Annotated in this window: 25 protein-coding genes; 11 read left to right on the forward strand and 14 right to left on the reverse strand. The window is 65.4% G+C overall.

The genetic code is table 11. The features are described 5' to 3' along the window. Window positions 1–92: 92 nt before the first annotated feature. The 3 genes from coxB to ACLV74_RS06665 form a co-directional block, all read right to left on the reverse strand. Complete coding sequence (gene coxB / locus ACLV74_RS06655) at window positions 93–1,268, reverse strand: cytochrome c oxidase subunit II (protein ID WP_411878684.1); 1,176 nt, start codon at window positions 1,266–1,268, stop codon at window positions 93–95. A 137-nt stretch (window positions 1,269–1,405) separates the two neighbouring features. Next, window positions 1,406–1,906 (reverse strand): DUF2244 domain-containing protein, encoded by a 501-nt coding sequence (locus tag ACLV74_RS06660; protein ID WP_411878585.1) that lies wholly within the window; start codon window positions 1,904–1,906, stop codon window positions 1,406–1,408. 176 nt (window positions 1,907–2,082) lie between these two features. Beyond that, window positions 2,083–2,985, reverse strand: coding sequence for a biotin synthase (locus ACLV74_RS06665; RefSeq protein WP_411878586.1), 903 nt, complete (start codon window positions 2,983–2,985; stop codon window positions 2,083–2,085). Between the two features lie 59 nt (window positions 2,986–3,044). Between ACLV74_RS06665 and ACLV74_RS06670 the strand changes: the two genes are divergently transcribed. The 3 genes from ACLV74_RS06670 to ACLV74_RS06680 all read left to right on the forward strand — a co-directional run bounded on the left by ACLV74_RS06670 (window position 3,045) and on the right by ACLV74_RS06680 (window position 4,854). Further along, the gene (locus ACLV74_RS06670) at window positions 3,045–3,845 is read left to right on the forward strand and encodes a ComF family protein (RefSeq protein ID WP_411878587.1); all 801 of its coding nucleotides are present in this window, start codon (window positions 3,045–3,047) and stop codon (window positions 3,843–3,845) included. 31 nt (window positions 3,846–3,876) lie between these two features. Further along, on the forward strand, window positions 3,877–4,353 hold the full coding sequence (gene trmL / locus ACLV74_RS06675) for a tRNA (uridine(34)/cytosine(34)/5-carboxymethylaminomethyluridine(34)-2'-O)-methyltransferase TrmL (protein ID WP_411878588.1): 477 nt from the start codon (window positions 3,877–3,879) through the stop codon (window positions 4,351–4,353). Window positions 4,354–4,533: 180 nt separating this feature from the next. Beyond that, entirely contained in the window at window positions 4,534–4,854 is a 321-nt protein-coding gene (locus tag ACLV74_RS06680) for a hypothetical protein (protein WP_411878589.1), read from the forward strand. Here ACLV74_RS06680 and ACLV74_RS06685 read toward each other — a convergent pair. Both ACLV74_RS06685 and ACLV74_RS06690 read right to left on the reverse strand, forming a co-directional pair. Beyond that, window positions 4,851–5,306 (reverse strand): MaoC family dehydratase, encoded by a 456-nt coding sequence (locus tag ACLV74_RS06685; protein WP_411878590.1) that lies wholly within the window; start codon window positions 5,304–5,306, stop codon window positions 4,851–4,853. The genes ACLV74_RS06680 and ACLV74_RS06685 overlap by 4 nt on opposite strands. Window positions 5,307–5,378: 72 nt before the next feature. Further along, complete coding sequence (locus ACLV74_RS06690) at window positions 5,379–5,996, reverse strand: AAA family ATPase (protein ID WP_411878591.1); 618 nt, start codon at window positions 5,994–5,996, stop codon at window positions 5,379–5,381. 73 nt (window positions 5,997–6,069) lie between these two features. Between ACLV74_RS06690 and ACLV74_RS06695 the strand changes: the two genes are divergently transcribed. Both ACLV74_RS06695 and kefC read left to right on the forward strand, forming a co-directional pair. Beyond that, a complete protein-coding gene (locus ACLV74_RS06695; protein WP_411878592.1) occupies window positions 6,070–6,768 on the forward strand; it encodes an NAD(P)H-dependent oxidoreductase in 699 nt (232 codons plus the stop codon). Beyond that, entirely contained in the window at window positions 6,768–8,624 is a 1,857-nt protein-coding gene (gene kefC / locus ACLV74_RS06700; RefSeq protein WP_411878593.1) for a glutathione-regulated potassium-efflux system protein KefC, read from the forward strand. Before ACLV74_RS06695 ends, kefC begins: the two co-directional genes overlap by 1 nt. A 52-nt stretch (window positions 8,625–8,676) precedes the next feature. Here the strand turns inward: kefC and ACLV74_RS06705 are convergent, their stop codons facing one another. The 7 genes from ACLV74_RS06705 to ACLV74_RS06735 form a co-directional block, all read right to left on the reverse strand. Continuing rightward, window positions 8,677–10,812 (reverse strand): serine/threonine-protein kinase, encoded by a 2,136-nt coding sequence (locus ACLV74_RS06705; RefSeq protein WP_411878594.1) that lies wholly within the window; start codon window positions 10,810–10,812, stop codon window positions 8,677–8,679. A gap of 204 nt (window positions 10,813–11,016) precedes the next feature. Then, a complete protein-coding gene (locus ACLV74_RS06710; protein ID WP_411878595.1) occupies window positions 11,017–11,907 on the reverse strand; it encodes an adenylate/guanylate cyclase domain-containing protein in 891 nt (296 codons plus the stop codon). A gap of 165 nt (window positions 11,908–12,072) precedes the next feature. Beyond that, window positions 12,073–12,828 carry a sulfite exporter TauE/SafE family protein gene (locus ACLV74_RS06715; RefSeq protein ID WP_411878596.1) on the reverse strand — a complete coding sequence of 252 codons (756 nt, stop codon included), beginning with the start codon at window positions 12,826–12,828 and terminating at the stop codon, window positions 12,073–12,075. A 94-nt stretch (window positions 12,829–12,922) separates the two neighbouring features. Further along, the gene (locus tag ACLV74_RS06720) at window positions 12,923–13,897 is read right to left on the reverse strand and encodes a Bug family tripartite tricarboxylate transporter substrate binding protein (protein ID WP_411878597.1); all 975 of its coding nucleotides are present in this window, start codon (window positions 13,895–13,897) and stop codon (window positions 12,923–12,925) included. Window positions 13,898–13,910: 13 nt separating this feature from the next. Then, a complete protein-coding gene (pcaF, locus tag ACLV74_RS06725) occupies window positions 13,911–15,113 on the reverse strand; it encodes a 3-oxoadipyl-CoA thiolase (protein WP_411878598.1) in 1,203 nt (400 codons plus the stop codon). Between the two features lie 30 nt (window positions 15,114–15,143). Beyond that, on the reverse strand, window positions 15,144–15,794 hold the full coding sequence (locus ACLV74_RS06730; RefSeq protein ID WP_411878599.1) for a 3-oxoacid CoA-transferase subunit B: 651 nt from the start codon (window positions 15,792–15,794) through the stop codon (window positions 15,144–15,146). After that, window positions 15,791–16,507 carry a 3-oxoacid CoA-transferase subunit A gene (locus ACLV74_RS06735; protein WP_411878600.1) on the reverse strand — a complete coding sequence of 239 codons (717 nt, stop codon included), beginning with the start codon at window positions 16,505–16,507 and terminating at the stop codon, window positions 15,791–15,793. Before ACLV74_RS06735 ends, ACLV74_RS06730 begins: the two co-directional genes overlap by 4 nt. A 111-nt stretch (window positions 16,508–16,618) precedes the next feature. Here ACLV74_RS06735 and ACLV74_RS06740 point away from each other — a divergent pair, with 111 nt between their 5' ends. Next, on the forward strand, window positions 16,619–17,422 hold the full coding sequence (locus ACLV74_RS06740; RefSeq protein ID WP_411878601.1) for an IclR family transcriptional regulator: 804 nt from the start codon (window positions 16,619–16,621) through the stop codon (window positions 17,420–17,422). A 116-nt stretch (window positions 17,423–17,538) separates the two neighbouring features. On the opposite strand, the gene ACLV74_RS06745 is transcribed toward ACLV74_RS06740, so the two are convergent. Continuing rightward, complete coding sequence (locus ACLV74_RS06745) at window positions 17,539–17,760, reverse strand: hypothetical protein (protein WP_411878602.1); 222 nt, start codon at window positions 17,758–17,760, stop codon at window positions 17,539–17,541. A gap of 456 nt (window positions 17,761–18,216) precedes the next feature. On the opposite strand from ACLV74_RS06745, the gene ACLV74_RS06750 reads away from it, so the two are divergent. Continuing rightward, a complete protein-coding gene (locus ACLV74_RS06750) occupies window positions 18,217–18,651 on the forward strand; it encodes a DUF1841 family protein (RefSeq protein WP_411878603.1) in 435 nt (144 codons plus the stop codon). A gap of 54 nt (window positions 18,652–18,705) precedes the next feature. Here ACLV74_RS06750 and ACLV74_RS06755 read toward each other — a convergent pair whose 3' ends face one another. After that, window positions 18,706–19,380 carry a c-type cytochrome gene (locus tag ACLV74_RS06755; RefSeq protein ID WP_411878604.1) on the reverse strand — a complete coding sequence of 225 codons (675 nt, stop codon included), beginning with the start codon at window positions 19,378–19,380 and terminating at the stop codon, window positions 18,706–18,708. A gap of 135 nt (window positions 19,381–19,515) precedes the next feature. On the opposite strand from ACLV74_RS06755, the gene ACLV74_RS06760 reads away from it, so the two are divergent. Genes ACLV74_RS06760 through ACLV74_RS06775 form a run of 4 tightly spaced genes read left to right on the forward strand, consistent with a single transcriptional unit; the run spans window position 19,516 to window position 22,452 of the window. Then, window positions 19,516–20,370 carry an AAA family ATPase gene (locus tag ACLV74_RS06760; RefSeq protein WP_411878605.1) on the forward strand — a complete coding sequence of 285 codons (855 nt, stop codon included), beginning with the start codon at window positions 19,516–19,518 and terminating at the stop codon, window positions 20,368–20,370. 15 nt (window positions 20,371–20,385) lie between these two features. After that, window positions 20,386–20,613 (forward strand): hypothetical protein, encoded by a 228-nt coding sequence (locus ACLV74_RS06765; RefSeq protein ID WP_411878606.1) that lies wholly within the window; start codon window positions 20,386–20,388, stop codon window positions 20,611–20,613. Between the two features lie 5 nt (window positions 20,614–20,618). Further along, on the forward strand, window positions 20,619–21,206 hold the full coding sequence (locus ACLV74_RS06770) for a GNAT family N-acetyltransferase (RefSeq protein ID WP_411878685.1): 588 nt from the start codon (window positions 20,619–20,621) through the stop codon (window positions 21,204–21,206). Between the two features lie 25 nt (window positions 21,207–21,231). Continuing rightward, complete coding sequence (locus ACLV74_RS06775) at window positions 21,232–22,452, forward strand: vWA domain-containing protein (RefSeq protein ID WP_411878607.1); 1,221 nt, start codon at window positions 21,232–21,234, stop codon at window positions 22,450–22,452. Window positions 22,453–22,604 lie beyond the last annotated feature (152 nt).

The following is a 22,604-nucleotide window of genomic DNA, read 5'->3' on the forward strand; positions in this document are numbered from 1 at the left end:
TCCTTTGGTGGCTTTGGCCTGTAGCTTTATCGTGGCGGCCGGCGCCCATATGAATATGGCGCCGGCAAATTCTGGTCGTGGGGCGGATCGGCTTACTTGCGGGCGGCCTGCACTTCGGCGGGCTGGACGATCTGGCCGGTCTGGTTGGACCAGTTGTTCTTGGAGTAGCTGATCACGGCGGCGATATCGGTGTCGCTCAGCGCCTTCCAGGAAGGCATGGCACCGCCGGCGGCGCCGTTGAGCACGGTGTGGATCTGTTTGGCATGGTCGGCGTCGAGCACGATGGGCGAGCCGTCCAGCGGCTTGATCGGGCCGGCGCCCTTGCCGTTGGGCTGGTGGCAGGCGGCGCAATTGGCGGCGTAGACTTTTTCACCGCGGGCCTTCAGGTCGACGAGCGTCCAGACCTTGGTCGGGTCATCGGCCTTGGCGGCGGCTTCCTTGGCCTTCACGGCGACCCAGGCGCTGTAATCGGCGGCGGACACGACCTTCACGTGGATGGGCATGTAGGCATGTTCCTTGCCGCAGAGTTCCTGGCACTGGCCGTAGTAGTCGCCGATGGCTTCGGCGCGGAACCAGGTGTCGCGCACAAAACCGGGAATCGCATCCTGCTTGATGCCGAAGGCCGGCACCGCGAAGGCGTGGATCACGTCGCTGGCGGTGGTGATGATGCGGATTTTCTTGTTGACGGGAACAACCAGCGGGTTGTCGACCTTGAGCAGGTAGTTGTCGGGGGCTTCGCCGGCCTTGGGGCCGCCGTTGTCGGACATTTCGCGGTGCGTGTTGTCGAGTGTGGAAACGAAGCCGATGCCCTCGCCTTCGCCCTTGATGTAGTCGTAGCCCCATTTCCACTGGATGCCGGTGGCCTTGATGGTGAGGTCGGCTGCGGTGGTGTCCTTCTGGGCGACCAGCACCTTGGTGGCCGGCAGGGCCATGGCGATCACGATGATGAAGGGAACGATGGTCCAGGCGATTTCAACGGCGGTGGACTCATGGAAGTTGGCCGATTTGTGGCCGACCGACTTGCGGTGCTTCAGGATGGAATAGAACATCACACCGAACACCGCCACGAAGATCACGAGGCAGATGGCCATCATGAACCAGTGCAGCCACTGCTGCTCCGCGGCGATCTTGGTTGCGGCCGGGTGCAGGTTCAGCTGGTTGACGGCCGGGCCGCCGGGCAGGTCGTTGACGGCGTAAGCGGCGGTGCTGACCCAGGCGGCCGCAGATACCAGAATTGCGCCTGCATGCTGCATGCCAAGCCGTGTCATTTTGCTCATGGTGTTGCTTACGTTCATCGTGATCACTTTTTCTGCTTCAATTACCGACCAAATTAACCGGCTGATTATAAAGTTAGCGGCGGACCCTCCCGCCGCACCTGAACTGACGCGAGACTTTCAGCGCCTCTTCAACCGCCTCGCAACGCCATGCGAATCTCGCGGGCCAGCGCGGGGCGCAGCTCAGGCCGCACATGCCGCCCCACCTGCACAGATCGCCCTTGCCCGGACACCTCAATCAGCGAGCCGTCCCCATCCTTGGGCTCGATGCGCACCCATTCGCGGTTGAATTCCGCGCGCTCGGTGCGCCCCGCCGTTTCCAGCTCCACCACCAGCTGCCCGCCTTCGAGGACGATTTTTTCACCGTCCCCCGCATGGCGGGCGTACACCACAAAGGCCGCGCCCACCGCGAGCAACTCGGCCCAGGCAAAAGGCATCACCATGGTGGCGCCCTGTGCCCAGAAAAATGCCGCGATCCCCAGCGAAACGCCGCACAGCGACACGTAAAGCCACCCGAGCTGGGCCGGGGTGAGTGAACAGTGACGCTTGAGAAGCCACAGCACAGCATCATGGCTGTGGGCGCCCTGCACGGGCATGGTGGCAAAACGAAACGCTGGCGTTGGCTGCAGCATGCGGCAACCCCCAAAAAAAACAGCGGACCATGCCGTGCACGGGCCGCATGAGGCTTGGGAACATACCCAAAATTCTGTTTTGAATTGTAGCCGGTTTGCCTTGCCGCTCCCCTGAAAAAGCCCTCAAACCGGTGATAGCGGCAGAGCGGGCGGGCGCCTGCGCAACAGGTGAAGCCTCAGGCGCCGGGCCGTGCGCCCTGCAGCATGCTGCGCATGTCGGCCACCGACACCGCGCTGAGCGCGCTGACCTTGACTTTGGGCGGCGCCTTCAATGCATGGCCGTAGATGACTTCGAAGGTCAGGGACAGGCGCCCGTCCTCCCCCTTGACGAGCTTGCGGGCAAGCGCCTCTTCAAGCCTCGCCTTCCAGGCCCGGCCGCGCAGCGCGGGAAAGCGCGCGGGATGAAAATTGCGGCCCAGCTCGGCCAGGTCTTCGAGCAGGCGCGCCGGCGTCGCGTAGGTCAGCGTGATGCGCTCCATGTCCATCACCGGTTCGGCAAAGCCGGTTTGCACCAGCATGTCGCCCCAGTCGTGCATGTCGGTCAGTTCATGGCCCGCGGGCGGCCAGCCCAGCTGCGCATAAACCTCGCGCAATTCTTTCGCGGTGTCCGGGCCCAGGCATGAAAACATCAGGAAGCCGTTGACCTTGAGCGCCTGGTGCCATTGCGCCAGCAAGGCCTGCGGGTCGGCCGATTCATGCAAGGCCATGTTGGCCCACAGCATGTCGGCGCTGCCGGGCGGCGGCGCTTCAACGCGCAGCGGCGCGGCCAGCCAGCCGCGCGGTTTCCACCACGGCGTTTTTATTTTTCTGAGGGCTTCCTGCGTGCGCCCTTCGCCGGTCTCCAGCACAAACGCCGTGGCGCCCGGGTAGGTTTTGGCCAGTTGCGCATGGGCCAGCAGCCCGCCGCGCAATGCGCCCCAGTGCACCCAGGAACGGGGCTGCAGCTTGATCCATTGCAGCCGGTCCATCATGCGGCGCGCCACTTCCTCATGCAGCCACGGCGAGGCCAGGGGCGCGGTGCGCTCCCAGCGGGCGACGGCAATCGGGTCTAGCGTGGGCGGGCGCTCGGTGGGGGTCATGGAGAGGGAAAAAGAATGAGAGGGCGATTTGCCCAAAAGTACGCGAGTATATTGACACGGTGTTCACACGCCTGCTTGTCCCCGCCGCATTCCTGCCCCGCTTTCCGGGCTTTCTTTCCGGTTTTGCTGCGGGCTTTGCCGCCGGCATCGCCAGCCAGTGCGCGGTCTGCCGCAGCTGGCCCGCGCGCCAGGTGTGCGACCCTTGCGTGGCCCGTTTCGCACAGCCGGTGCAGCGCTGCACGCGCTGCGCCCTCGCCTTGCCGGCCGATCTTTCCATGGGTCTTCGCACCGGCCCGCCGCTGTGCGGCGCCTGCGCCGTCGAGCCGCCGCCGCTGGACCGCGCTTTCGCCGGCGTGGCCTACGCCTATCCCTGGTCCACACTGATCTCGGGCTACAAATTCGGCGAGCAGCACGGCTGGGCCGCTTTTTTTGCCGGCCTGCTGCTGCAGTCGCCGGGCCTTGCCCAGGCCTTGGGTGAATTGACGCGCGAGGACTGGCTGGTCCCGGTACCGCTGTCGGCGCAGCGCCTGCAAACGCGCGGCTTCAACCAGGCCTGGGAACTGTGCGCCGCGCTGGCCCGGCAAACGCGCACGCAGGCAAGCTTCGATGCCCGGTTGCTTCTGCGCACGCGGCACACGCGGCCGCAAAGCCAGCTCAAGCGCAAGGAGCGGCTGGCCAACGTCAAGGGCGCCTTCCAGGTGGACCCGCTGCGCGCGGCGGAACTGCGCGGCCGCCGCGTGGTGCTGGTGGACGACGTGATGACCAGCGGCGCCTCGCTCTACACCGCCGCGCAGGTTTTGCGCGATGCGGGCGCCACGCACATCACAGCGGTCGTCCTTGCCCGTACGGCACCCACCTAGAATCGCGGGCTCCGCTTCACCGGTCTGCCGCATGTTCAATATTGTTTTGGTCGAACCCGAAATCCCTCCCAACACCGGCAACGTGATCCGGCTGGCGGCCAACACCGGCTGCCGCCTGCACCTGGTGGAGCCGCTGGGGTTTTCGATGGACGACAAGCACATGCGGCGCGCCGGGCTGGATTACCACGAGTACGCGCAGGTGCTGCGGCATGCCAGCTGGCAGGCGATGCTGGAAAGTGAGCAGCCACCCCCAGGCCGCCTCTTTGCCATGACCACCCAAGGCTCGGGGAGTGTCTACGACATGCGCTTCCTGCCCGGCGACTGGCTGGTGTTTGGCGCGGAAACCCGCGGCCTGGCGCCGGAACTTCGGGAGTCCTTCGCCCCCAACCAACGCCTGAAAGTGCCGATGCGGCCCGGCCAGCGCAGCCTGAACCTGTCCAACACCGTGGCCGTCACGGTGTTCGAGGCCTGGCGGCAAAACGGCTTTGGCGGCGCCGCTGCTTCCTGACAAAGCCCTGAACACAAGGCCGCGGCCGGCCTGGATCGGTTGCCAGAAAGTAAGTAGAAACCCTATAATTCCATACTTCAAACCTAAAGCTTTGAAGCGTGTGGATGCCGATACCCCGGCGATTCCGGCGTATCCCCCCTTCCCCATCGGCCCAGTTCACAAGACTGGCAGGAGTCTTTTGTGAACACGGTCATCAAACGTTTTTTTGGCATGGCGGCGCCAGCCTTTTCCGATTCAGGCCGTCAGGTCAACCGCCTGCCGATCGAGCAGGTCCGGGAAAGCCTGCAGGCTTTGCTGCATGACTGCCGGTGCATGCGTTCCCAGCGGGTTCTCTACAAGATCAACGTCGCCCAGACACCGGCCGAGCTGTGGCTGCTGCGCAGCGACCTGCACCAGTGCATTGCCCAGACCCACAGCCAGAGCGAAGCGGCAGAGCGCATCAACAGCCTGATCGAAGTGTTTGAAGGCTGGCTGCCGGCCGGCCAGCTCCTGCGGATTTAGGGGTAGCGCCGCACCAGCGACTCGGCCACGCACACCGGTTTGGCCGAGCCCTCGCGTTCCACCGTCATTTCCCAGGTCATCTGCATGCCGTCACCGGCGATGGGCTCGGCCGCCAGCAGTTTCATGCGGCCGCGCAAGCGGCTGCCGACCGGCACGGGTGCCGTGAAGCGCACCTTGTTGAGCCCGTAGTTCACGCCCATGCGCGAGCCGGTGATGTCAAAAGACGATTCAAAAAAGCGCGGCAGCAGCGACAGCGTCAGGAATCCGTGCGCAATCGGCGCGCCGAAGGGCCCGGCCGCGGCTTTTTCGACATCGACGTGGATCCACTGGTGGTCGCCGGTGGCTTCGGCGAACAGGTTGATCTGTTGCTGGGTGATGGTGATCCAGTCGCTGACGGCGACTTCCTGGCCGGTGCAGGCGGCCAGGTCGGCCAATGTGTCAAAAATTCTCATGCCGCCACTGTAACGGCAGCATCGCGCGCTTTTTGTCGGCTCAGCGACAAGCCGCCGCGCAAAAGCGCGGTCTCAGCGGTCCAGCCACTGGCAGATGGCTTTCCACTGCTCCATGTCTTTTTCGACCCGGCTGGGCGCCACGTCGAACAGGGTCAGGCCGCGGGCCGCCAGGTGGATGTAGTTTTGCGTGTCGCGCAGGTAGCCCAGCACCGGCAGGCCCAGGCCTTCGACAAAGCCGCGCAGCTTGTCCGCGGCGATGGTGCGCGAATCCACGCGCATGCCGACAATGCCGACCTGCATCTTGCCGGCGTGCTTGTGTTCGGCCAGTTGGTCCAGGAAGGTGCGCGTGGCGAAGATGTCGAAAACGCTGGGCTGCAGCGGCACGATGACCTTGTCGGCGAGCTTCAGGACATCGTTGAAGCGCCAGCCGTGCAGGCCGCCGGGCGTGTCGAGCACCACGTGCGTCGTGCCCTTGGGGGGCTTGACGATCAGGTCGGCGTTCACATCCCAGGTGGCGATTGGTCGGGCGGCGGGCGGCCTGAGCCCCAGCCACAGCCGTGAGGACTGCTGCCGGTCGGCATCCCCCAGCATGACCGAATGGCCCTGGCTGGCGAAATATCCGGCAACATTGGTGGCCAGCGTCGTTTTGCCGACGCCCCCCTTCGGATTGGCGATCACAACCACGGGCATGCGAATCTCCTCTGGTTTGGAACTTGTCGGTTCCAGGGAACTCTTGGTCTTGCTTTTCCGCTATGGTAACGGCATGGACAGCCTTCTCACAACCACTGAAAAACCCACAGGCGATACGGCCGGCCCTGACATTTATGTCATTGCGGCCCATCCGGCCTGGCGTGAGTCACGGGTCAACCGCCCCCTGATGGAGGCCGCGAAAGCCCTGCCGCGCGCGCAGGTGCAAGACCTTTATTCGAGCTACCCCGACTACGCCATCGACGTGCCGAAGGAACAAGCCGCCCTGGAACGCGCGCAACTCGTGGTGCTGCTGCACCCCATCCAGTGGTATTCCATGCCCGCGCTGCAAAAGCTCTGGATAGACGACGTGCTCACCTACGGCTGGGCTTACGGCGAAGGCGACGAACAAAGCGGCCCGGGCCGCGCGCTGGAAGGCAAGGACCTGTGGCTGGTCGCCACCACGGGCGGCCCCGAGGGCTCTTACCACCCGCAGGGCTACAACCGCTACTTTTTTGACGCCTTCCTGCCGCCTTACGAGCAGACCGCGGCCTTGTGCGGCATGCGCTTTCTGCCGCCGCTGGTGCTGCATGGCGCCCACACCGTCGACCGTCAAACCGTTACCCAGCACGTCGCCACCTTCAGCCAGCGCCTGCAAAGCTACCCCGACTGGCCCGAACTTGAAGACCTGGAGCAATGCGCCGCCTGCGTGGTGCCCATGAAAGACCGGCCTGTCGAGCACCTGGACGCGGCCACTGCCGTGAAGGTTGCGTGATGGAACACGCGCCCGTCTGGCTGGTCAACAGCTTTATCTACCTGGCCGCCGCCGTCATCGCCGTGCCCCTGGCCAAAAAACTCGGCCTCGGCTCCATCATCGGCTACCTGGCCGCCGGCATTGCCATCGGCCCCTGGGGCCTGGGCCTGGTCACCAATGTGCAGGACATCCTGCATTTCGCCGAATTCGGCGTGGTGCTGATGCTGTTCCTGATCGGCCTGGAGCTCGAACCCAAACGCCTGTGGAACCTGCGCCGGCCCATCTTCGGCTGGGGCAGCGCGCAGGTGCTGGGCTGCGCCGCCCTGCTCACCGGTGTGGCCATGGCGTTCGGCGTGAGCTGGCAGATCGCGCTCGTCGCCGGCCTGGGCCTGGCGCTGTCGTCCACCGCGATCGCGCTGCAGGCCATAGGCGAGCGCCATTTGATGCCGACCTCCAGCGGGCAGGCGGGCTTTTCCATCCTGCTGTTCCAGGACGTGGCGGCCATCCCCATCCTGGCGCTGCTGCCCCTGCTGGGCGCCCTGGCCGGCGACAACGAAGCGGTCAGCCACAGCAGCCGGGCCTTCGAAGCGCTCAAGATCGTCGGCGCGATCGCCGCCATCATCCTGGGCGGGCGCCTGCTGCTGCGCCCGCTGCTGCGCTGGATCGCCAACAGCGGCACGCCAGAGATCTTCACGGCCGCCTCGCTGCTGCTGGTGGTCAGCATCGCGGCGCTGATGCAGTTCGTGGGCCTGTCGATGGCGCTGGGCGCCTTCCTGGCCGGCGTGCTGCTGGCGGAAAGCGAATACCGGCGCGAACTGGAAACCGACATTGAGCCCTTCAAGGGCCTGCTGCTCGGGCTGTTTTTCATCGCCGTCGGCATGAGCATCGACTTCGGCGTACTGTGGCGCTCGCCCGGCCTGATGGCCGCCATCCTGTTCGGTTTTCTGGGCCTGAAGCTGGCCGTGATCTACGGCCTGGCCAAAATCATGAAGCTGCCCTTCCAGGAGCGGCCGGTGTTCGCGGTGCTGCTGGCGCAGGGCGGCGAGTTCGCCTTTGTGGTGTTCCAGGCCGCTGCCGGGGCCCAGGTGTTTTCCGCCGAGACCGCGTCGCTGCTGATAGGCGCGGTGGCGCTGTCCATGTTGCTGAGCCCGCTGCTGCTGGTCGCCGTCGACAAACTCTGGCTGCCCTACTACGCCAACTGCAACACGCCGCAGCTGGAGGAAATCTCCGAGCAGCAGGAGGCGCCCATCATCATCGCCGGCTTCGGCCGCTACGGCCAGATCATCGGCCGCATGCTGCTGGCCCAGGGCATTCCCGCCACGGTGCTGGACCACGATGCCGAGATGATTGAGACCGTGCGCGCCTTCGGCTACCGCGTGTTTTACGGCGACGCGACACGCCTGGACCTGCTGCGCACCGCCGGCGCGGCCACGGCCAAGGTGCTGGTGCTGTCGGTGGACGACATGGAGCAATCGCTGAAGATCGTCGACATTGCGCGCGAGAACTTCCCGCAGATTCAGATCGTGGCTCGCGCGCGCGACGTGACCCACTGGAACGCGCTGCGCGACCGCGGCGTGATGCTGGTTGAACGCGAGGTCTTCGAGTCCAGCCTGCGCAGCGCGCGCAGCGTGCTCGAGTTGCTGGGCCAGCCGCCGCACGAGGCGCGCCAGGCCGCCATGCGTTTTCGCCAGCACAACCTCGAGCTGTTCGAGCGCATGTACCCGCACCGCAAGGACCGCACCAAGGTCATCGCCGTAGCCACACAGGGGCGGCTGCAGCTTGAGGAGCAACTGGCCCAGGAGCGCCAGCTACAGGCGCAGCGCCGCCCCCCCGGCTGGCAGGACCAGGAACCGCTGGAGCGGGAACAGGAAAGGTAAAAACGGGCAGGCCCCGCGCAGGGCCCGCACCGCGCCTTGGCGCCCTGGCGAATCAGCGCCTGAGCTGCTCGGCCTCGCGCCGCCGCTGCTCCATCGCGCGGCGCTCCACACACACCGGGTGGTTGGTGAAGGCAGGCTTGGCGCACTGCTCCGACATGCAGATCTGAAAACCGATCAGCATGCGGTCTTCACAGGCCTGTTTGGGATTGCCCGAAGGCGCCGCCGGCGCCGGCGCGGCGGCATGCTCGGCGGCAGCCGCGGGTGCTGCGCTGCCGGCTTTGGCCTGGGCGGCCTGCTGTTTGGCCAGCCGTTCTTTCTCCTGGGCGGCTTTGCGGGCTGCGAGGGCCTGCGCGGCCGCGGCCCTGGATGCCGGGGACAGCGGCGCTACCGCGGCCGAAGCCGCCGGCTGGGCCTGGCTGGCGGGCTCCACCGCCGGTGCGGCGGGCGTCGCAGCGCCGGCGTCGGCCGCCACGGCTGCCAGAGCCGATTCCACGGCCGGCGCCTTCGGCCTGGTGAAAGATTTGATCCCCCAACCCAGGACCGCCAGCAGCACCAGGCCCGCCACGCCCCAAACCAGGTAACGCGAAGTGGGCGCGGGCGCAGCCGCCCCGGATGCGGCCGCCTCGGCGCTGCGGCGCTTTCGCACGGACTCTGTTTTTGCCGGCCTGACGTCGGGCATGGCGGCCAGAACCGCCCTGGCCGGTTTGGCTTCCTTGACCTGTGCAGGCGCCGCAGCGGGCTCCGCATGCCCCAGGTGGGCATCGCTGAACACGGTCTCGGGCCACTCGGATTCGACGTGCTGCTGCGTCTCGGCGAATGCCGGGGGCACAGCCGCGGCGGGGGCGCCCAGGCGCGTGGCGTCCGGGTCCTCGGCGGCAGGCATGGCCGGCGCGGCAGGCGCAGGAGGGGCCGGCACAGGCGCCTGGGCGGCGGCCTCTTCGAGCGCCTTCCAGGCCATGTCTGTCGACGTGCCTCCCGGGGAAGATCCCCCATCGGCAACAGCAGGCGCTTCAACCGCTTCCATCGGGCGCGGGATGCCCAGCGTGCCGGTGCGCGAGCGCGTGCCGATGTCCGAATCCTCCCCGCCCGGCACGCCCATCTTTTTCAGGCGGCGCCGGGCCAGGTCGGCATAGATGCCCGAGGGAAACCTGGCGAGAAAGCCCTGGATGTCCTCGACGTCCATGGACTCCTTGATCTCTTTCCAGTAGACCAGCTCCAGCTCCTGCGTCACCACCGAGATGTTCGCGCTGGTGCCCGATGGCTGGTCGACCAGCGCCTCGCCGGCCAGCAGCGTGGACGTCCAGGTCGAGCTGCTGCCCTGCCCCGGCGGCAGGGGCGGCGGCAGCACCGTGGTGTCGGCCGCTTCACGGGCAGCCGCCTGCAGGGCCGTGAGGAAGTCCTGGGCGCTCGCGTAGCGCTGGTCGCGCGACTTGGCCAGGGCCTTGATCACCACCGCGTCGAGCGCCGCCGGCAGCCTGGCGTTGAAGCTGCTGGGCGCGGCCGGCGTGTGGCTCACAATCTGCTGGATGGTGGCGAAATCGGTGTCGCCGTCAAAGGGCCGCTTGCCGGTCAGCAACTGGTACAGCACGATGCCCGCGGCGAACAAATCGGCCCGGGCGTCTATGGGCCGGCCCTGCACCTGCTCGGGCGACATGTATTTGAGGGTGCCCACCATGGAGCCCTGCGTGCGCGTGGCTTCGCCCGAATCCTGGATGCGCGCCACGCCGAAATCGGTGAGCTTGACGCGCCCCTGGGTCTCTATCAGCAGGTTGGCCGGCTTGATGTCGCGGTGCACGATGCTCTGCCGGTGCGCGTAATCCAGCGCCGACAGCAGGTCGCCCATGATGCCCAGGGTCTGCTCCAGCGTGTAGAGGTCGCCCTTGTCCAGGTGGTGCTTGAGGTCGTCGCCGGCGATGAATTCCATGACCAGGAAGGCGATGTCGCCGTCGCGGTCGGAGTCGTAGACGCTGACGATGTTGGGGTGCTGCAGCCGCGCGGCCGAGCGCGCCTCGGTGCGAAAGCGCACCTCGTATTCGGCGGCGGCCTCTTCCGAGAGGTTCTCGACCTTGATGGTCTTGATCGCCACGCGCCTGTCAAGGTTCGGGTCGCGCCCCTCGTACACCAGCCCCATGGCGCCCTTGCCCAGGACGCGGATCAGATCGTATCGGCCAAGCTTCTTGAGACTCATGAGGAGGTAGAAATGGGCGGAATGAACGCAGTGGGCGAGGAGGCTAAAAAGGCGGGATGGCCTGCGGGCTGCCCAGGAGCCCGGCTACGTCTTGAAACAAAAATCGATTCTAGCCTGCATCGCCCGGAGGCAAAACCCTTGAAAGCCGTTACTTTTCCCGCTGCGCCGCCCGTGCCGCAGCCGGCCCGCGCGGCTTCAGCAGCATCAGGTCCGGATGGAAAATGCCACCAGCGGCGCGTTGTCGTCGGTCCGGTCGCAGCCCGGCACGATGTGGCCGTTGCCGACCAGGTAGCACTCGGTGCGGCGCAGCACCACGGCTTCGCTCTGGTTGCCCAGGTAGACCCAGGTGCCGTAGCTGGAGGCGTCCGTCAGCACAAAATGGCCGCCGCGCCATTCCAGCGTGGCATGCATGCGCGAGACGCGCGGGTCGTTCAGCGCCAGCGCCGCATCGGCGCCCCGGCCCAGCGCCAGCTTGCTGCTTTTGGCGTCCAGCCGCACGGTCTGCCCGGCGTAGCTCAGTTCCAGGAAGGCCTGGCTGGGCGAGGCGAACATCGAGCGCCCGGCCATGGTCGCGTCCTCGTCGCGCCCTGTCTGCCATTCGACCCGGTAGACGTGGCTGGCTTCGGCGCGGCCGCGCAGGTACATGGGGCCCATGCTGCGCAAGGCATCCCTTTGCGCCGGCAACAGCGCCGTCCAGACGTTTTCGGTGGTGAGGATTTGCGCCGCGCCGGCCAGGTCGGCCAGGCGCGCGGCGGAGTTCACGGTGTCGCCGAAGCAGTCGCCGTCGATTTCGACCACTTCGCCCGACTCTATGCCCATCTGCATCTGCACCGGCGCGCCGCTGCCGCCGGGCTTGATGGGTTTTTCCTGCAGGCGCTTCTGGATGGTGATGCAGGCGGAAAGCGCGTCTCCCTCATTGGGAAAGACCACGAACAGGCCGTCGCCCAGCAGCTTGACGACCCGGCCCTGGTGCTCCTGGAACACCTGGCTGAGCACGCCGATCAGCTGCGTCACGAAGCGCGACGCGGTCTCATCGCCCAGCCGTTCAAACATGCTGGTGCTGCCCACGAGATCGGCAAAAACAACGGTTGTCATGAGGGGGAAGTCAGCCGCAATGTAAGCATATTGTTCTCATGCTCGCGATTCTCACAGAAATCCGCGGGATGCAGGCGGTGAAAATCCGGGGCGCCGGCCCAAAACCCGCGGGGCCCTGGGGGCGGGGCTGGACGCGGCAGGCGAATAGCGCTAGGGGCCCCGCCCTCAGTGAAAGCCGTCCCAGAGCAGCTTGCACCCGGTCAGCAGCATGCCGATGTACAGCAGCCGGTAGAACAGCACCGGGCTGATGCTGCGCGCCATGCGCACGCCCATCCACACGCCCAGCGGCGCCAGCGGCAGCAGCACCAGCGAGGTCGCCATGTTGCGCATGTCCAGCAGGCCCAGCCAGGCGTAGGGAATCCACTTCGAGAGGTTGATCACAAAAAAGAAGGCCGCCATGGTGGCTGCGAACTTCACCGGGCTCAGGCGCATGGGGATCACATAGGCGCTCAGCGGCGGCCCGCCCGCATGCGAGACAAAACTCGTGAAGCCCGAAGTCACCGTCAGGATCGCGCCCAGCCATTTAGGCGGCGGCGCGCTGTCGGGCCGGGGCGGGAACAGCAGGCGCTGCGCCAAAAACAACAGCGTGAATATTCCCACCAGCGCCGCCACCACCTTGGCGTCCAGCACCTTGAACAGCAGCGCGCCCACCACCGTGCCCACCAGGCCGAAAGGGATCAGAAATTTAAGGAACTTGAAGTCGAAATCGCGCCGGAAGGCCGCCAACCCCAGCAAGTCCATCAGCAGCAGCACCGGCATCAGGATGGCCGCCGCCTGCGGCACCGTGACCGCCAGCGCCATCACCGGCACCGCCAGCGAACCAAAGCCCGCGCCGAAACCGCTTTTGCTCACGCCCAGCATGATCACGGCGGGAACGGCGACGGCGTAGAAATAGGGGTCGGTGATCAGCGGGAAGCTCACGGCGTGTCTTTCGGGTTACCCAGGCCGTGGCGTACGGGCGCAAGGGGCGGCAGGCGCCATGTTATCCGGCGCCCTTACTCGTGCTTACTCGCGTTCACTCCGCCGTGGCGCCGGAGACTTTCACGATGTCGGCCCACTGGGCGCTCTCCTTGCGGATCAGCGCGGCGTACTCGGCCGGCCCGCCCAACAGCGGCACCGCGCCTTCCACCCCCAGCCGCGACTGGAAATCGGCGGTGGCGGCGACCTTGAGCATCTGGCCGGCCAGTTCATTGACCACGGCCGGCGGCGTGTTGCGCGGCGCGAGGATGCCGTAGGTCAGCGTGCTCTCGAAACCGCCCAGGCCCGCGACACCCGACTCGGCGACGGTGGGCACATCCGGCAGCGAAGGCAGGCGCCGGCTGCCGGTCACGGCCACGGCGCGCAGGCGCCCGCTCTGGACCAGCGCCAGCGCGGGCGGAATCACGCTGAACATCATCTGCACCTGCCCGCCCACCAGGTCGGTGAGGCCGGGCGCCGTGCCCTTGTACGGGATGTGGCTGACCTTCGCGCCGCTTTTCTGGCCGAACAGCTCGCCCGTCAGGTGGCCGCCCGTGCCGCTGCCGCTGGACGCGTAGTTGAGGCCGCCCGGCTGCGATTTCGCCAGGGCCACCAGGTCGGCCACGGTTTTCACCGGCGACGAGGCCGGCACTACCAGCACCAGCGCCGACGAGGCAAACATGGCGACCGGCGCCAGGTCCTTGCGCGCATCGAACTTGAGCTGCTTGTAGAGCGCCGGGTTGATGGACACCGTGCCCGAATGCCCCAGCAGCAAGGTCGTGCCGTCGGGTGCGCTGCGCACCACCTGCTCGGTGCCCACGTTGCCGCCGGCGCCAGGCTTGTTGTCGACGATGACGCTTTGTTTGCGCAACTCGCCCAGGCTTTTTGCCATCTGGCGGGCAAACACGTCGTTGCCGCCGCCCGGCGCGAAGGGCACGACGATCCTGATGGGCTTGTCCTGGGCCCACACCGGCAGGCCGGCTGAGGCCAGCGACGCCAGCAACAGCGCGCGGCGTTTCAAGGGGAAGTTCATGGGAACGCCTCGTTCAGACGCGTTCGAGGATCACCGCGATGCCCTGCCCCACGCCAATGCACATCGTGGCCAGCGCGTAACGCCCGCCGGTTTTGTGCAGCTGGTTGACGGCCGTGGTGGCCAGGCGCGCGCCCGATGCGCCCAGCGGATGGCCCAGCGCGATCGCGCCGCCGTTGGGGTTGACGCGCGGGTCGTCGTCCCGCACGCCCAGCAGGCGCAGCACGGCCAGGCCTTGCGCGGCAAAGGCTTCATTGAGTTCGATCACGTCCATCTGCGCGATGGTGAGGCCGGTGAGGGCCAGCACTTTTTGCGTGGCGGGCGCGGGGCCAATGCCCATGATCCGCGGCGCAACGCCGGCCGTCGCCATGCCGACGATGCGGGCACGCGGCGTGAGGCCATTCTTTGCGGCCGTGGCTTCATCGGCCAGCAGCAGCGCGCAGGCGCCGTCGTTCACGCCGCTGGCATTGCCGGCGGTCACCGTGCCGTCGGGCCGCACCACGCCCTTGAGCTTGGCCAGCGCCTCGAGCGAGGTCTCGCGCGGGTGTTCGTCCTTGCTGACCACAATCGGGTCGCCCTTTTTCTGGGCAATCGTCACCGGCGTGATCTCGGCATCGAAGTAGCCGGCCTTTTGCGCGGCCACGGCTTTGAGCTGGCTGGCCAGCGCCATCTTGTCCTGGTCTTCGCGGCTGATCTTGTAGTCGGTGGCCACGTTCTCGGCGGTTTCGGGCATGGCATCGACGCCGTACTTTTCCTTCATCAGCTTGTTGATGAAGCGCCAGCCAATCGTCGTGTCGTAGACCGCGTTGGCGCGGCTGAAGGCGCTTTCGGCCTTGGGCATCACAAAGGGCGCGCGGCTCATGCTTTCAACGCCGCCGGCAATCATCAAGGTGGCTTCGCCTGACTTGATGGCGCGCGCGGCCGTGCCCAGCGCGTCCAGGCCGGAGCCGCACAGGCGATTCAGGGTGGCGCCCGGCACGTCCATGGGCAGGCCGGCCAGCAGGGCCGCCATGCGCGCGACGTTGCGGTTGTCTTCGCCGGCCTGGTTGGCGCAGCCGTAGATCACGTCGGTGACGGCCTGCCAGTCGACATTCGGATTGCGCGCCATCAGCGCCTTGATGGGGATCGCGCCCAGGTCGTCGGTGCGCACGCTGCTCAGGGCGCCGCCGTAGCGGCCGAAGGGGGTGCGGATGGCGTCGCAGATAAAAGCTTGGGTCATGGTGTGGTGTCTTTTCGAAGAGGGTGGACTTCAGGCGGCTGCAATCGGCAAGCCGACAAGTTTTTCAAGTTCGGCGAGCGAAAGGCCTTCGACGGTGTCGATCAGCTTCAGGCCTTGCGGCGTGCATGCCAGTGTCGCCAGGTCGGAATACACGCGCTTGACGCAGCCTATGCCGGTCAGCGGGTAGGTGCATTGGCTCACGAGTTTGCTCACGCCCTGCTTGGTCAGCAAATCCATCATGACCCAGGTCTGCCGCGCGCCGATCGCCAGGTCCATGGCGCCGCCCACGGCGGGAATCGCACCGGGCTCGCCGGTGCTCCAGTTGGCCAGGTCGCCCGTGGCCGAGACCTGGAAGGCGCCCAGCACGCAGATGTCGAGGTGGCCGCCGCGCATCATGCCGAAGCTGTCGGCATGGTGGAAGAAGGCGCCGCCCTTGAGCAGCGTCACCGGCTGCTTGCCGGCGTTGATCAGGTCGTAGTCTTCCTCGCCTTCGGCGGGAGCCGGGCCCATGCCGAGGATGCCGTTCTCGCTTTGCAGGATGACCTCGCGCCCGGCCGGCAGGTGGTTGGCCACCAGCGTGGGCTGGCCTATGCCGAGGTTGACGACGGCGCCGTCAAAAATATCCTGCGCGACGCGGGCTGCGAGCTGGTCCTTGCTGCGGCGTTGGTAAGTCATGGTCATGCCGCTTTCTTGAAGCCGCCTGCCTGGGTGGCGGTGCGGGGGATTTGGACAATGTGATGCACAAAGATGCCGGGCGTCACGATGGTTTCGGGATCGAGCTCGCCGAGCTCCACGACGTCGTGCACGGTGGCCACGGTTTTTTTCGCGGCCGTCGCCATCACCGGGCCGAAGTTGCGCGCCGCCATGCGGTACGTCAGGTTGCCCCAACGGTCGCCGCGCTCGGCCTTGATCAGGGCCACGTCGCCATGAATCGGCATCTCCAGGACATACTGCCGGCCGTTGATTTCGCGGGTTTCCTTGGCGCTGCCGTCGGCGTTCAGCGCCAGCTCGGTGCCGTAACCCGTGGGGCAGAAAAATGCGCCTATGCCGGCGCCGGCCGCGCGTATGCGCTCGGCCAGGTTGCCCTGCGGCACCAGTTCAAGCTCCAGCTTGCCGCTGCGGTACAGGCCGTCAAACACCTGGCTGTCGGCCTGGCGCGGAAAGCTGCAGATGATTTTGCGCACGCGCCCGGCTTTCAGCAGCGCGGCCAGGCCCACTTCGGCATTGCCCGCGTTGTTGTTCACCACCGTGAGGTCCTTGGCGCCCTGCTCAATCAGGCCGTCGATCAGCTCGTTGGGAATGCCCGCGGTGCCGAAGCCGCCTATCAGCACCGTGGCGCCGTCTTTCACGTCCGCCAGCGCGTCGGCGACGGAGGCGGCAATCTTGTTGATCATTCAGGAGTCTCCAGGTACGGCAGCCGCTCAATCCACTGAGGGCCGGCGTCATTAATTGTTCGCCATAAGAACAAGAGTTCGTATAATGAATTTTAGGAGATTTCCCGTACCATGGCAAACGCCGCATCCACCTTGTCCCATGACCGCAAACCCGGCGACGGCTATGTGCAGTCTTTCGCGCGCGGGCTGGAGGTCATACGCTCCTTCAGCGCCGACGCGCCGCGGCAGACGCTGACTGAGGTCGCCGGGCGCAGCGGCCTGAGCCGCGCCGGCGCGCGCCGCATCTTGCTGACGCTGGAAACGCTGGGTTATGTGCACAACGACGGCAAGCTGTTCCGCCTCACGCCGCGCATCCTGGATCTGGGGTTTGCCTATTTGTCGTCCATGCCGATCTGGAACCTGGCCGAGCCGGTGATGGAAGCGCTGGTCGGGGAAGTCAAAGAGTCGTGCTCGGCCGCCATGCTGGAAGGCACGGACATCGTCTACGTGCTGCGTGTGCCCACGCACAAGATCATGAGCATCAGCCTGGGCGTGGGTTCGCGCCTGCCGGCCTATTGCACGTCCATGGGCCGTATGCTGCTGTCGGCCCTGCCCGAGGCCGAACTCATGAAGTGCCTGCAGGCCTCAACGCTGACGGCCCGCACCAAATACACCGTGACCGACGTGAAAGAACTGGCGGCCAAGGTCGCGCAGGTGCGCAAGCAGGGCTGGTCGCTGGTGAACCAGGAACTGGAAGAGGGTTTGGTGTCGATGGCGGCGCCGATCACCAGCCGCGCCGGCCAGACCGTGGCCGCGCTCAACATCAGCGGCCAGGCCAACCGCACCAGCGCCAAGGCGATGCAGGAGACCATGTTGCCGCAGCTGTTGGCGGCGGCGCAGGCGATCTCGCGCATGCTCAGCGTCCAGCGCAATTAAGCTCACCCCTGTCCAGGCTCACTGCGTGTAGCCTGTTCCCCCCTTGCAGGGGGCGGCGCCTGCGGTCTGGCAAAGCCGGTCCCGCGGCCCCTGCTGGGGTGGGGCGAGGCGCGAAGTCAGGTTTTCTTGAAACCGATGGCCAGGACCACCGCACCGAGGACCACGGCGCCCAGGCTTAGCCACTGCGGAATGTTGACCGACTCTTTTTCCTTCACGGTCAGCTGGATGGGGCCGACCTTGGCGGCCGTCGTGTCCTTGGTGAAACTGAAGCCGCCGGTGAAAAAGCCGGCCAGGCCCAAAACGATCAGGACAATGCCTGTGATGCGTGCTGCGTTCATGATGTCAATCTCCTCGCCGGGCTGTGAATGATGGGAGTGGCCCTGCCCCGGAACTGCGCCACTCTGTAGGGCCTGTTAACGCTATTTATGCAAATGCGAATGGGGTGAGAAAGGCGCCAATCAAGACGCGCGACGACGCGCAGACCGGGCGTCTGCGCTAGGAGCGCAACGCCGAGTGGCGCCTTTCTCACCCCATTCCCTCCGGGTTGCGATCAAAAAGGCCTTGCGCGGCGTTGCAAAGCCTTGACGGGGTCTACCCCGCCTGCGTTTTGCGCCTTGCTCAAGGCCTTTTTGACTCGCAACGCATCTGCATAAATAGCGTTAACAGGCCCTAGCAATGTAGGCAGGGGCGCTAAATCTGTCTGTAGGACTTGACCGGCCAGCACTGTGGCCCGAACGCTGAAAAGCACAACCCCATGCGTGCAACGGAAACCGCCTGCGTGATACGCTTTCCCCATGTTCACGCCCTCGCAAGCCGACGTTCGCCGCTTCTTCTGTTCCGTCTACGCCAAGGCCCGCGCCGGCCAGCCCATGGAGGCGATTGAAACCATCGCCAGCCAGTGGATTGAAGAGCACCCCGAATACCACGCCGACTTTTCCGACGCCGACGCCGCGCTCGACAAAATGTACGACGTGGACGCCGGCAAGACCAACCCGTTTTTGCACCTGTCCATGCACCTGTCGATCAGCGAGCAATGCTCCATCGACCAGCCGCGCGGCATACGCCAGGCGGTGGAGCTGCTGACGGCCAAACGCGACTCCCTGCACGACGCCCATCACGAGACCATGGACTGCCTCGGGCAGATGGTCTGGGAAAGCCAGCGCGCGGGGCGCCCACCCGACGGCGCGGCCTACATCGACTGCGTGCAGCGCAGAGCCACAAGAGACTGAGCATAAAAAAAGCCGCTTGATAAAGCGGCTTTTTTGTGTGCGGGAGCTTCCGGCTTAGCGGAATTTCTTCTGCGGAACGGTCTTCAGGTCGCCGTCCACCGAGGACAGGTAATTGGCCAGCATCTTGAGTTCCGGATTGGTGTACTGCCTGGCCATGCCGGCCATGATGGCGTTGCTGCGGCCGACCTTGGGGTTGTTGTCGGTCTTGTAGGCCTTGAGCGCCACAAACAGGTAGTCGGCGTGCTGGCCGCCCAGCTTGGGATAAGCCGGGTCAATGGGCTTGCTGAAGTTGGCGCCGTGGCAGGACGCGCAATTGGCCTTGTTCAGCAGGGCCTGCACTTCCGCGCTGGGCTCCTTGATCTTGGCGGGCTCGGCCTTGGCCGGCTCGGCGGCGGCCACCACGCCGTCGGCGCTGTAGTGGGCTGCCAGGTCGGCGATGTCCTGGTCGGTCAGGGAGTCGGCGATGGCGCGCATCGTGGGATGTTTGCGCTCGCCTTTTTTGTATTCATTGAGCGCGGCGGTGATGTATTTGGCGCCCTGGCCCGAAATCTTCGGGACCTTGTAGACCTCGGGGAAGGAGGCCTGGTAGCCCTGGATGCCGTGGCAGCCAATGCACATGGCATTCTTGGTTTCGCCGGCCTTGGCGTCGCCCTTGATCTCCTGGGCAAGGCTTGCAACCGTCACGCAAGAGACAGTTACGGCGAATATCGTGGTGAACAGCTTATTCATTTTGCGCGCACAATCAGGTGGGAATTCATCGTATAAAACAACCTTGGATTATATCTGGGCCCGCCGCGGCCAGGCACTTGTTGCCGGCAATCCACGCAAAAGCCCGCCCCTTCTTCACTTCCCTGACCCAAGAACATGAAATTTCAAGGCTCAAAAAACTACGTCGCCACCCAGGACCTGATGCTCGCCGTCAATGCCGCCGCCGCCCTGAAAAAGCCGCTGCTGGTCAAGGGCGAGCCGGGCACCGGCAAGACCATGCTGGCCGAGGAAGTGGCCCAGGCGCTCAACCTGCCGCTGTTGCAATGGCACATCAAATCGACCACCAAGGCGCAGCAGGGCCTGTATGAATATGACGCGGTGTCGCGCCTGCGCGACTCGCAGTTGTCCACCGTGGACGGAGGCGAGAAGGTCAAGGACATCCACAACTACATCGTCAAGGGCGTGCTGTGGCAGGCCTTCACCTCCGAAACGCCGGTCGCGCTGCTGATCGACGAGATCGACAAGGCCGACATCGAATTCCCCAACGACCTGCTGCGCGAGATCGACCGCATGGAGTTCTATGTGTACGAGACACGCGAACTCATCAAGGCCAGGCACCGCCCGCTGGTGTTCATCACCTCCAATAACGAAAAAGAGCTGCCCGACGCGTTTTTGCGCCGCTGCTTCTTCCACTACATCAAGTTCCCCGACGCCGACACCATGAAGCAGATCGTGGACGTGCACTTCCCGGATCTCAAGAAAGAGTTGCTGGCGGCCGCGATGAAAACCTTCTACGAGGTGCGCAACCTGCCCGGCCTCAAGAAGAAGCCCTCGACCAGCGAACTGCTGGACTGGCTCAAGCTGCTGGTCGCCGAAGACATCCCGCTCGATGCCCTGCAAAGCAAGGACGACAAGGTCGCCGTGCCGCCGCTGGTGGGCGCACTGCTCAAGAACGAGCAGGATGTGACGCTGTTCGAGAAGCTGGTTTTCATGCAGCGCAACAATCGCTGAGCGCGGGATTCACACATGAACCAGAAATCGATGTTGCTCGAAGGCCTGTCCGACGCGGTCGGCTTTGTAGGCGGCGCGCTGCTGGGCTACGGGGCCGCCCACCTGCTCGGCTTCGACATTTTTGAAGCCGGCTACGGCAACGGCGCCATCGCCGGCATCGTGCTGGTGGGGCTGGGCGGCGGCCTGGGCCTGCAGCTGGCCAGGCGCTGGAGGAACCGGCAAAAACCCGAAGGAAAGAACTGAGCATGGTGGCTTTTGTCGACCCCGTGACACTGGAAGCGCGCGGCGTGCGCCTGGTGCCGCTCAGCCTCGAACACGAAGCCGGCCTGAAAGCAGCAGCAGCCGACGGCGAACTCTGGAAGCTGCGCATCACCTCCGTGCCCGAGCCGCATGAAACGCGCGGCTACATCGAGACGGCCCTGGCCACCGCCAACCGCTTTGCCTTTGCGGTGACCAACGCGGCCAGCGGCGAGGTGCTGGGCACCACGAGTTTTCACGACATCGTGCCCAACCTCAAGCGCGTCGAGATCGGCTACACCTGGTACGCCGCGCGCTGCCAGCGCACCCACGTCAACACCACCTGCAAGCTGCTGATGCTCACGCATGCCTTTGAGACCCTGGGCTGCAACATCGTCGGCTGGCGCACCGACAACTTCAACCACGCCTCGCAGCGCGCCATCGAACGCCTGGGCGCACGCAAGGACGGCGTGCTACGCGGCCACTCGCTGCGCCGCGACGGCACGATACGCGACACCGTGATGTACAGCCTGGCCGCCGGCGAATGGCCGGAAGTCAAGGCGCAATTGCTGTACCTGCTGGACAAACCTCGAGCCTGAAGCGCCCGCCGCCAAGGAGTTTTCCATGCTCATCGATTTCTTCTACACCCTGCGTTCGGCCAAGCTGCCGGTCTCCGTCAAGGAATACCTGATGCTGCTCGAGGCGCTGGAGGCCGGCGTGGTCGGCCCGAACAGCGGACAAGGCCAAGACGGTGAAGAAGCGGGCGAAGGCGCCTGGAAAATCGACGACTTCTATTACCTGAGCCGCACGGTGCTGGTGAAGGACGAAAAAAACTACGACAAGTTCGACCGCGCCTTCGCCGCCTACTTCAAGGGCGTGGAGATGATCGCCGACTTCACCAAGGACATCCCGCTCGAATGGCTGCGAAAAAACCTCGAACTCGAACTGAGCCCCGAGGAAAAGGCCAGGATCGAAAAAATGGGCTGGGACGAGCTCATGGAAACGCTCAAGAAGCGTTTTGAGGAACAGAAGGAACGCCACGAAGGCGGCAGCAAATGGATAGGCACGGGCGGCACCTCGCCCTTCGGCGCCAACGGCTTCAACCCCCAGGGCATACGCATAGGCCAGGAAAAAAGCCGCAACAAGAGCGCGGTGAAAGTCTGGGACCAGCGCGCCTACAAGGATTACGACGACACCCAGGAGCTGGGCACGCGCAACATCAAGGTCGCGCTGCGCCGCCTGCGCAAGTTCGCGCGCCAGGGCAATGTCGAAGAACTGGACCTGGACGACACCATACGCTCCACCGCCGCCAACGCCGGCTGGCTGGACATCAAGATGGTGCCCGAGCGCCACAACAATGTGAAGGTGCTGCTGCTGATGGACGTGGGCGGCACCATGGACGAGCACATCCACCGCGTCGAGGAAATGTTCTCGGCCGTGAAGGCCGAGTTCAAGCACCTGGAGTTTTACTACTTCCACAACTGCGTCTACGATTTCATGTGGAAGAACAACCGCCGCCGCTTCAGCGAAAAATTCCCGACCTGGGACATCATCCGCAAGTACAACAAGGACTACAAGCTCATCTTCGTCGGCGACGCGACCATGAGCCCGTATGAAATCCTGCAGCCCGGCGGCAGCGTGGAATACAACAACGAGGAAGCCGGCGCCGAATGGATGCAGCGCCTGACCAACGCCTTCCCCAAGTTCGCCTGGATCAACCCCGAGCCGCAAGGTGTCTGGCAATACCGGCAAAGCATCGCCGTGATCCAGCAGCTGGTGAACCAGCGCATGTACCCGCTGACCATCAAAGGCCTCGAAGAAGCCATGCGCCTGCTGTCCAAGTAAAGGCCAGGCAAGGGCCAAGGGTAAGGGCAGCGCCACGCGCCCGCCTCCTACGCGGCGCGCGGAATCGCTCAAGTAAACTGGACCGGTGACCCACCCCAGCACCCACAGTATTCACTGCGCACGGACGGCCACCCCGGCAGGACTGATCCCAC

It is taken from the genome of Polaromonas sp. YR568, from assembly GCF_943369415.1.
In the GTDB taxonomy this organism is placed as follows: domain Bacteria; phylum Pseudomonadota; class Gammaproteobacteria; order Burkholderiales; family Burkholderiaceae_C; genus Polaromonas.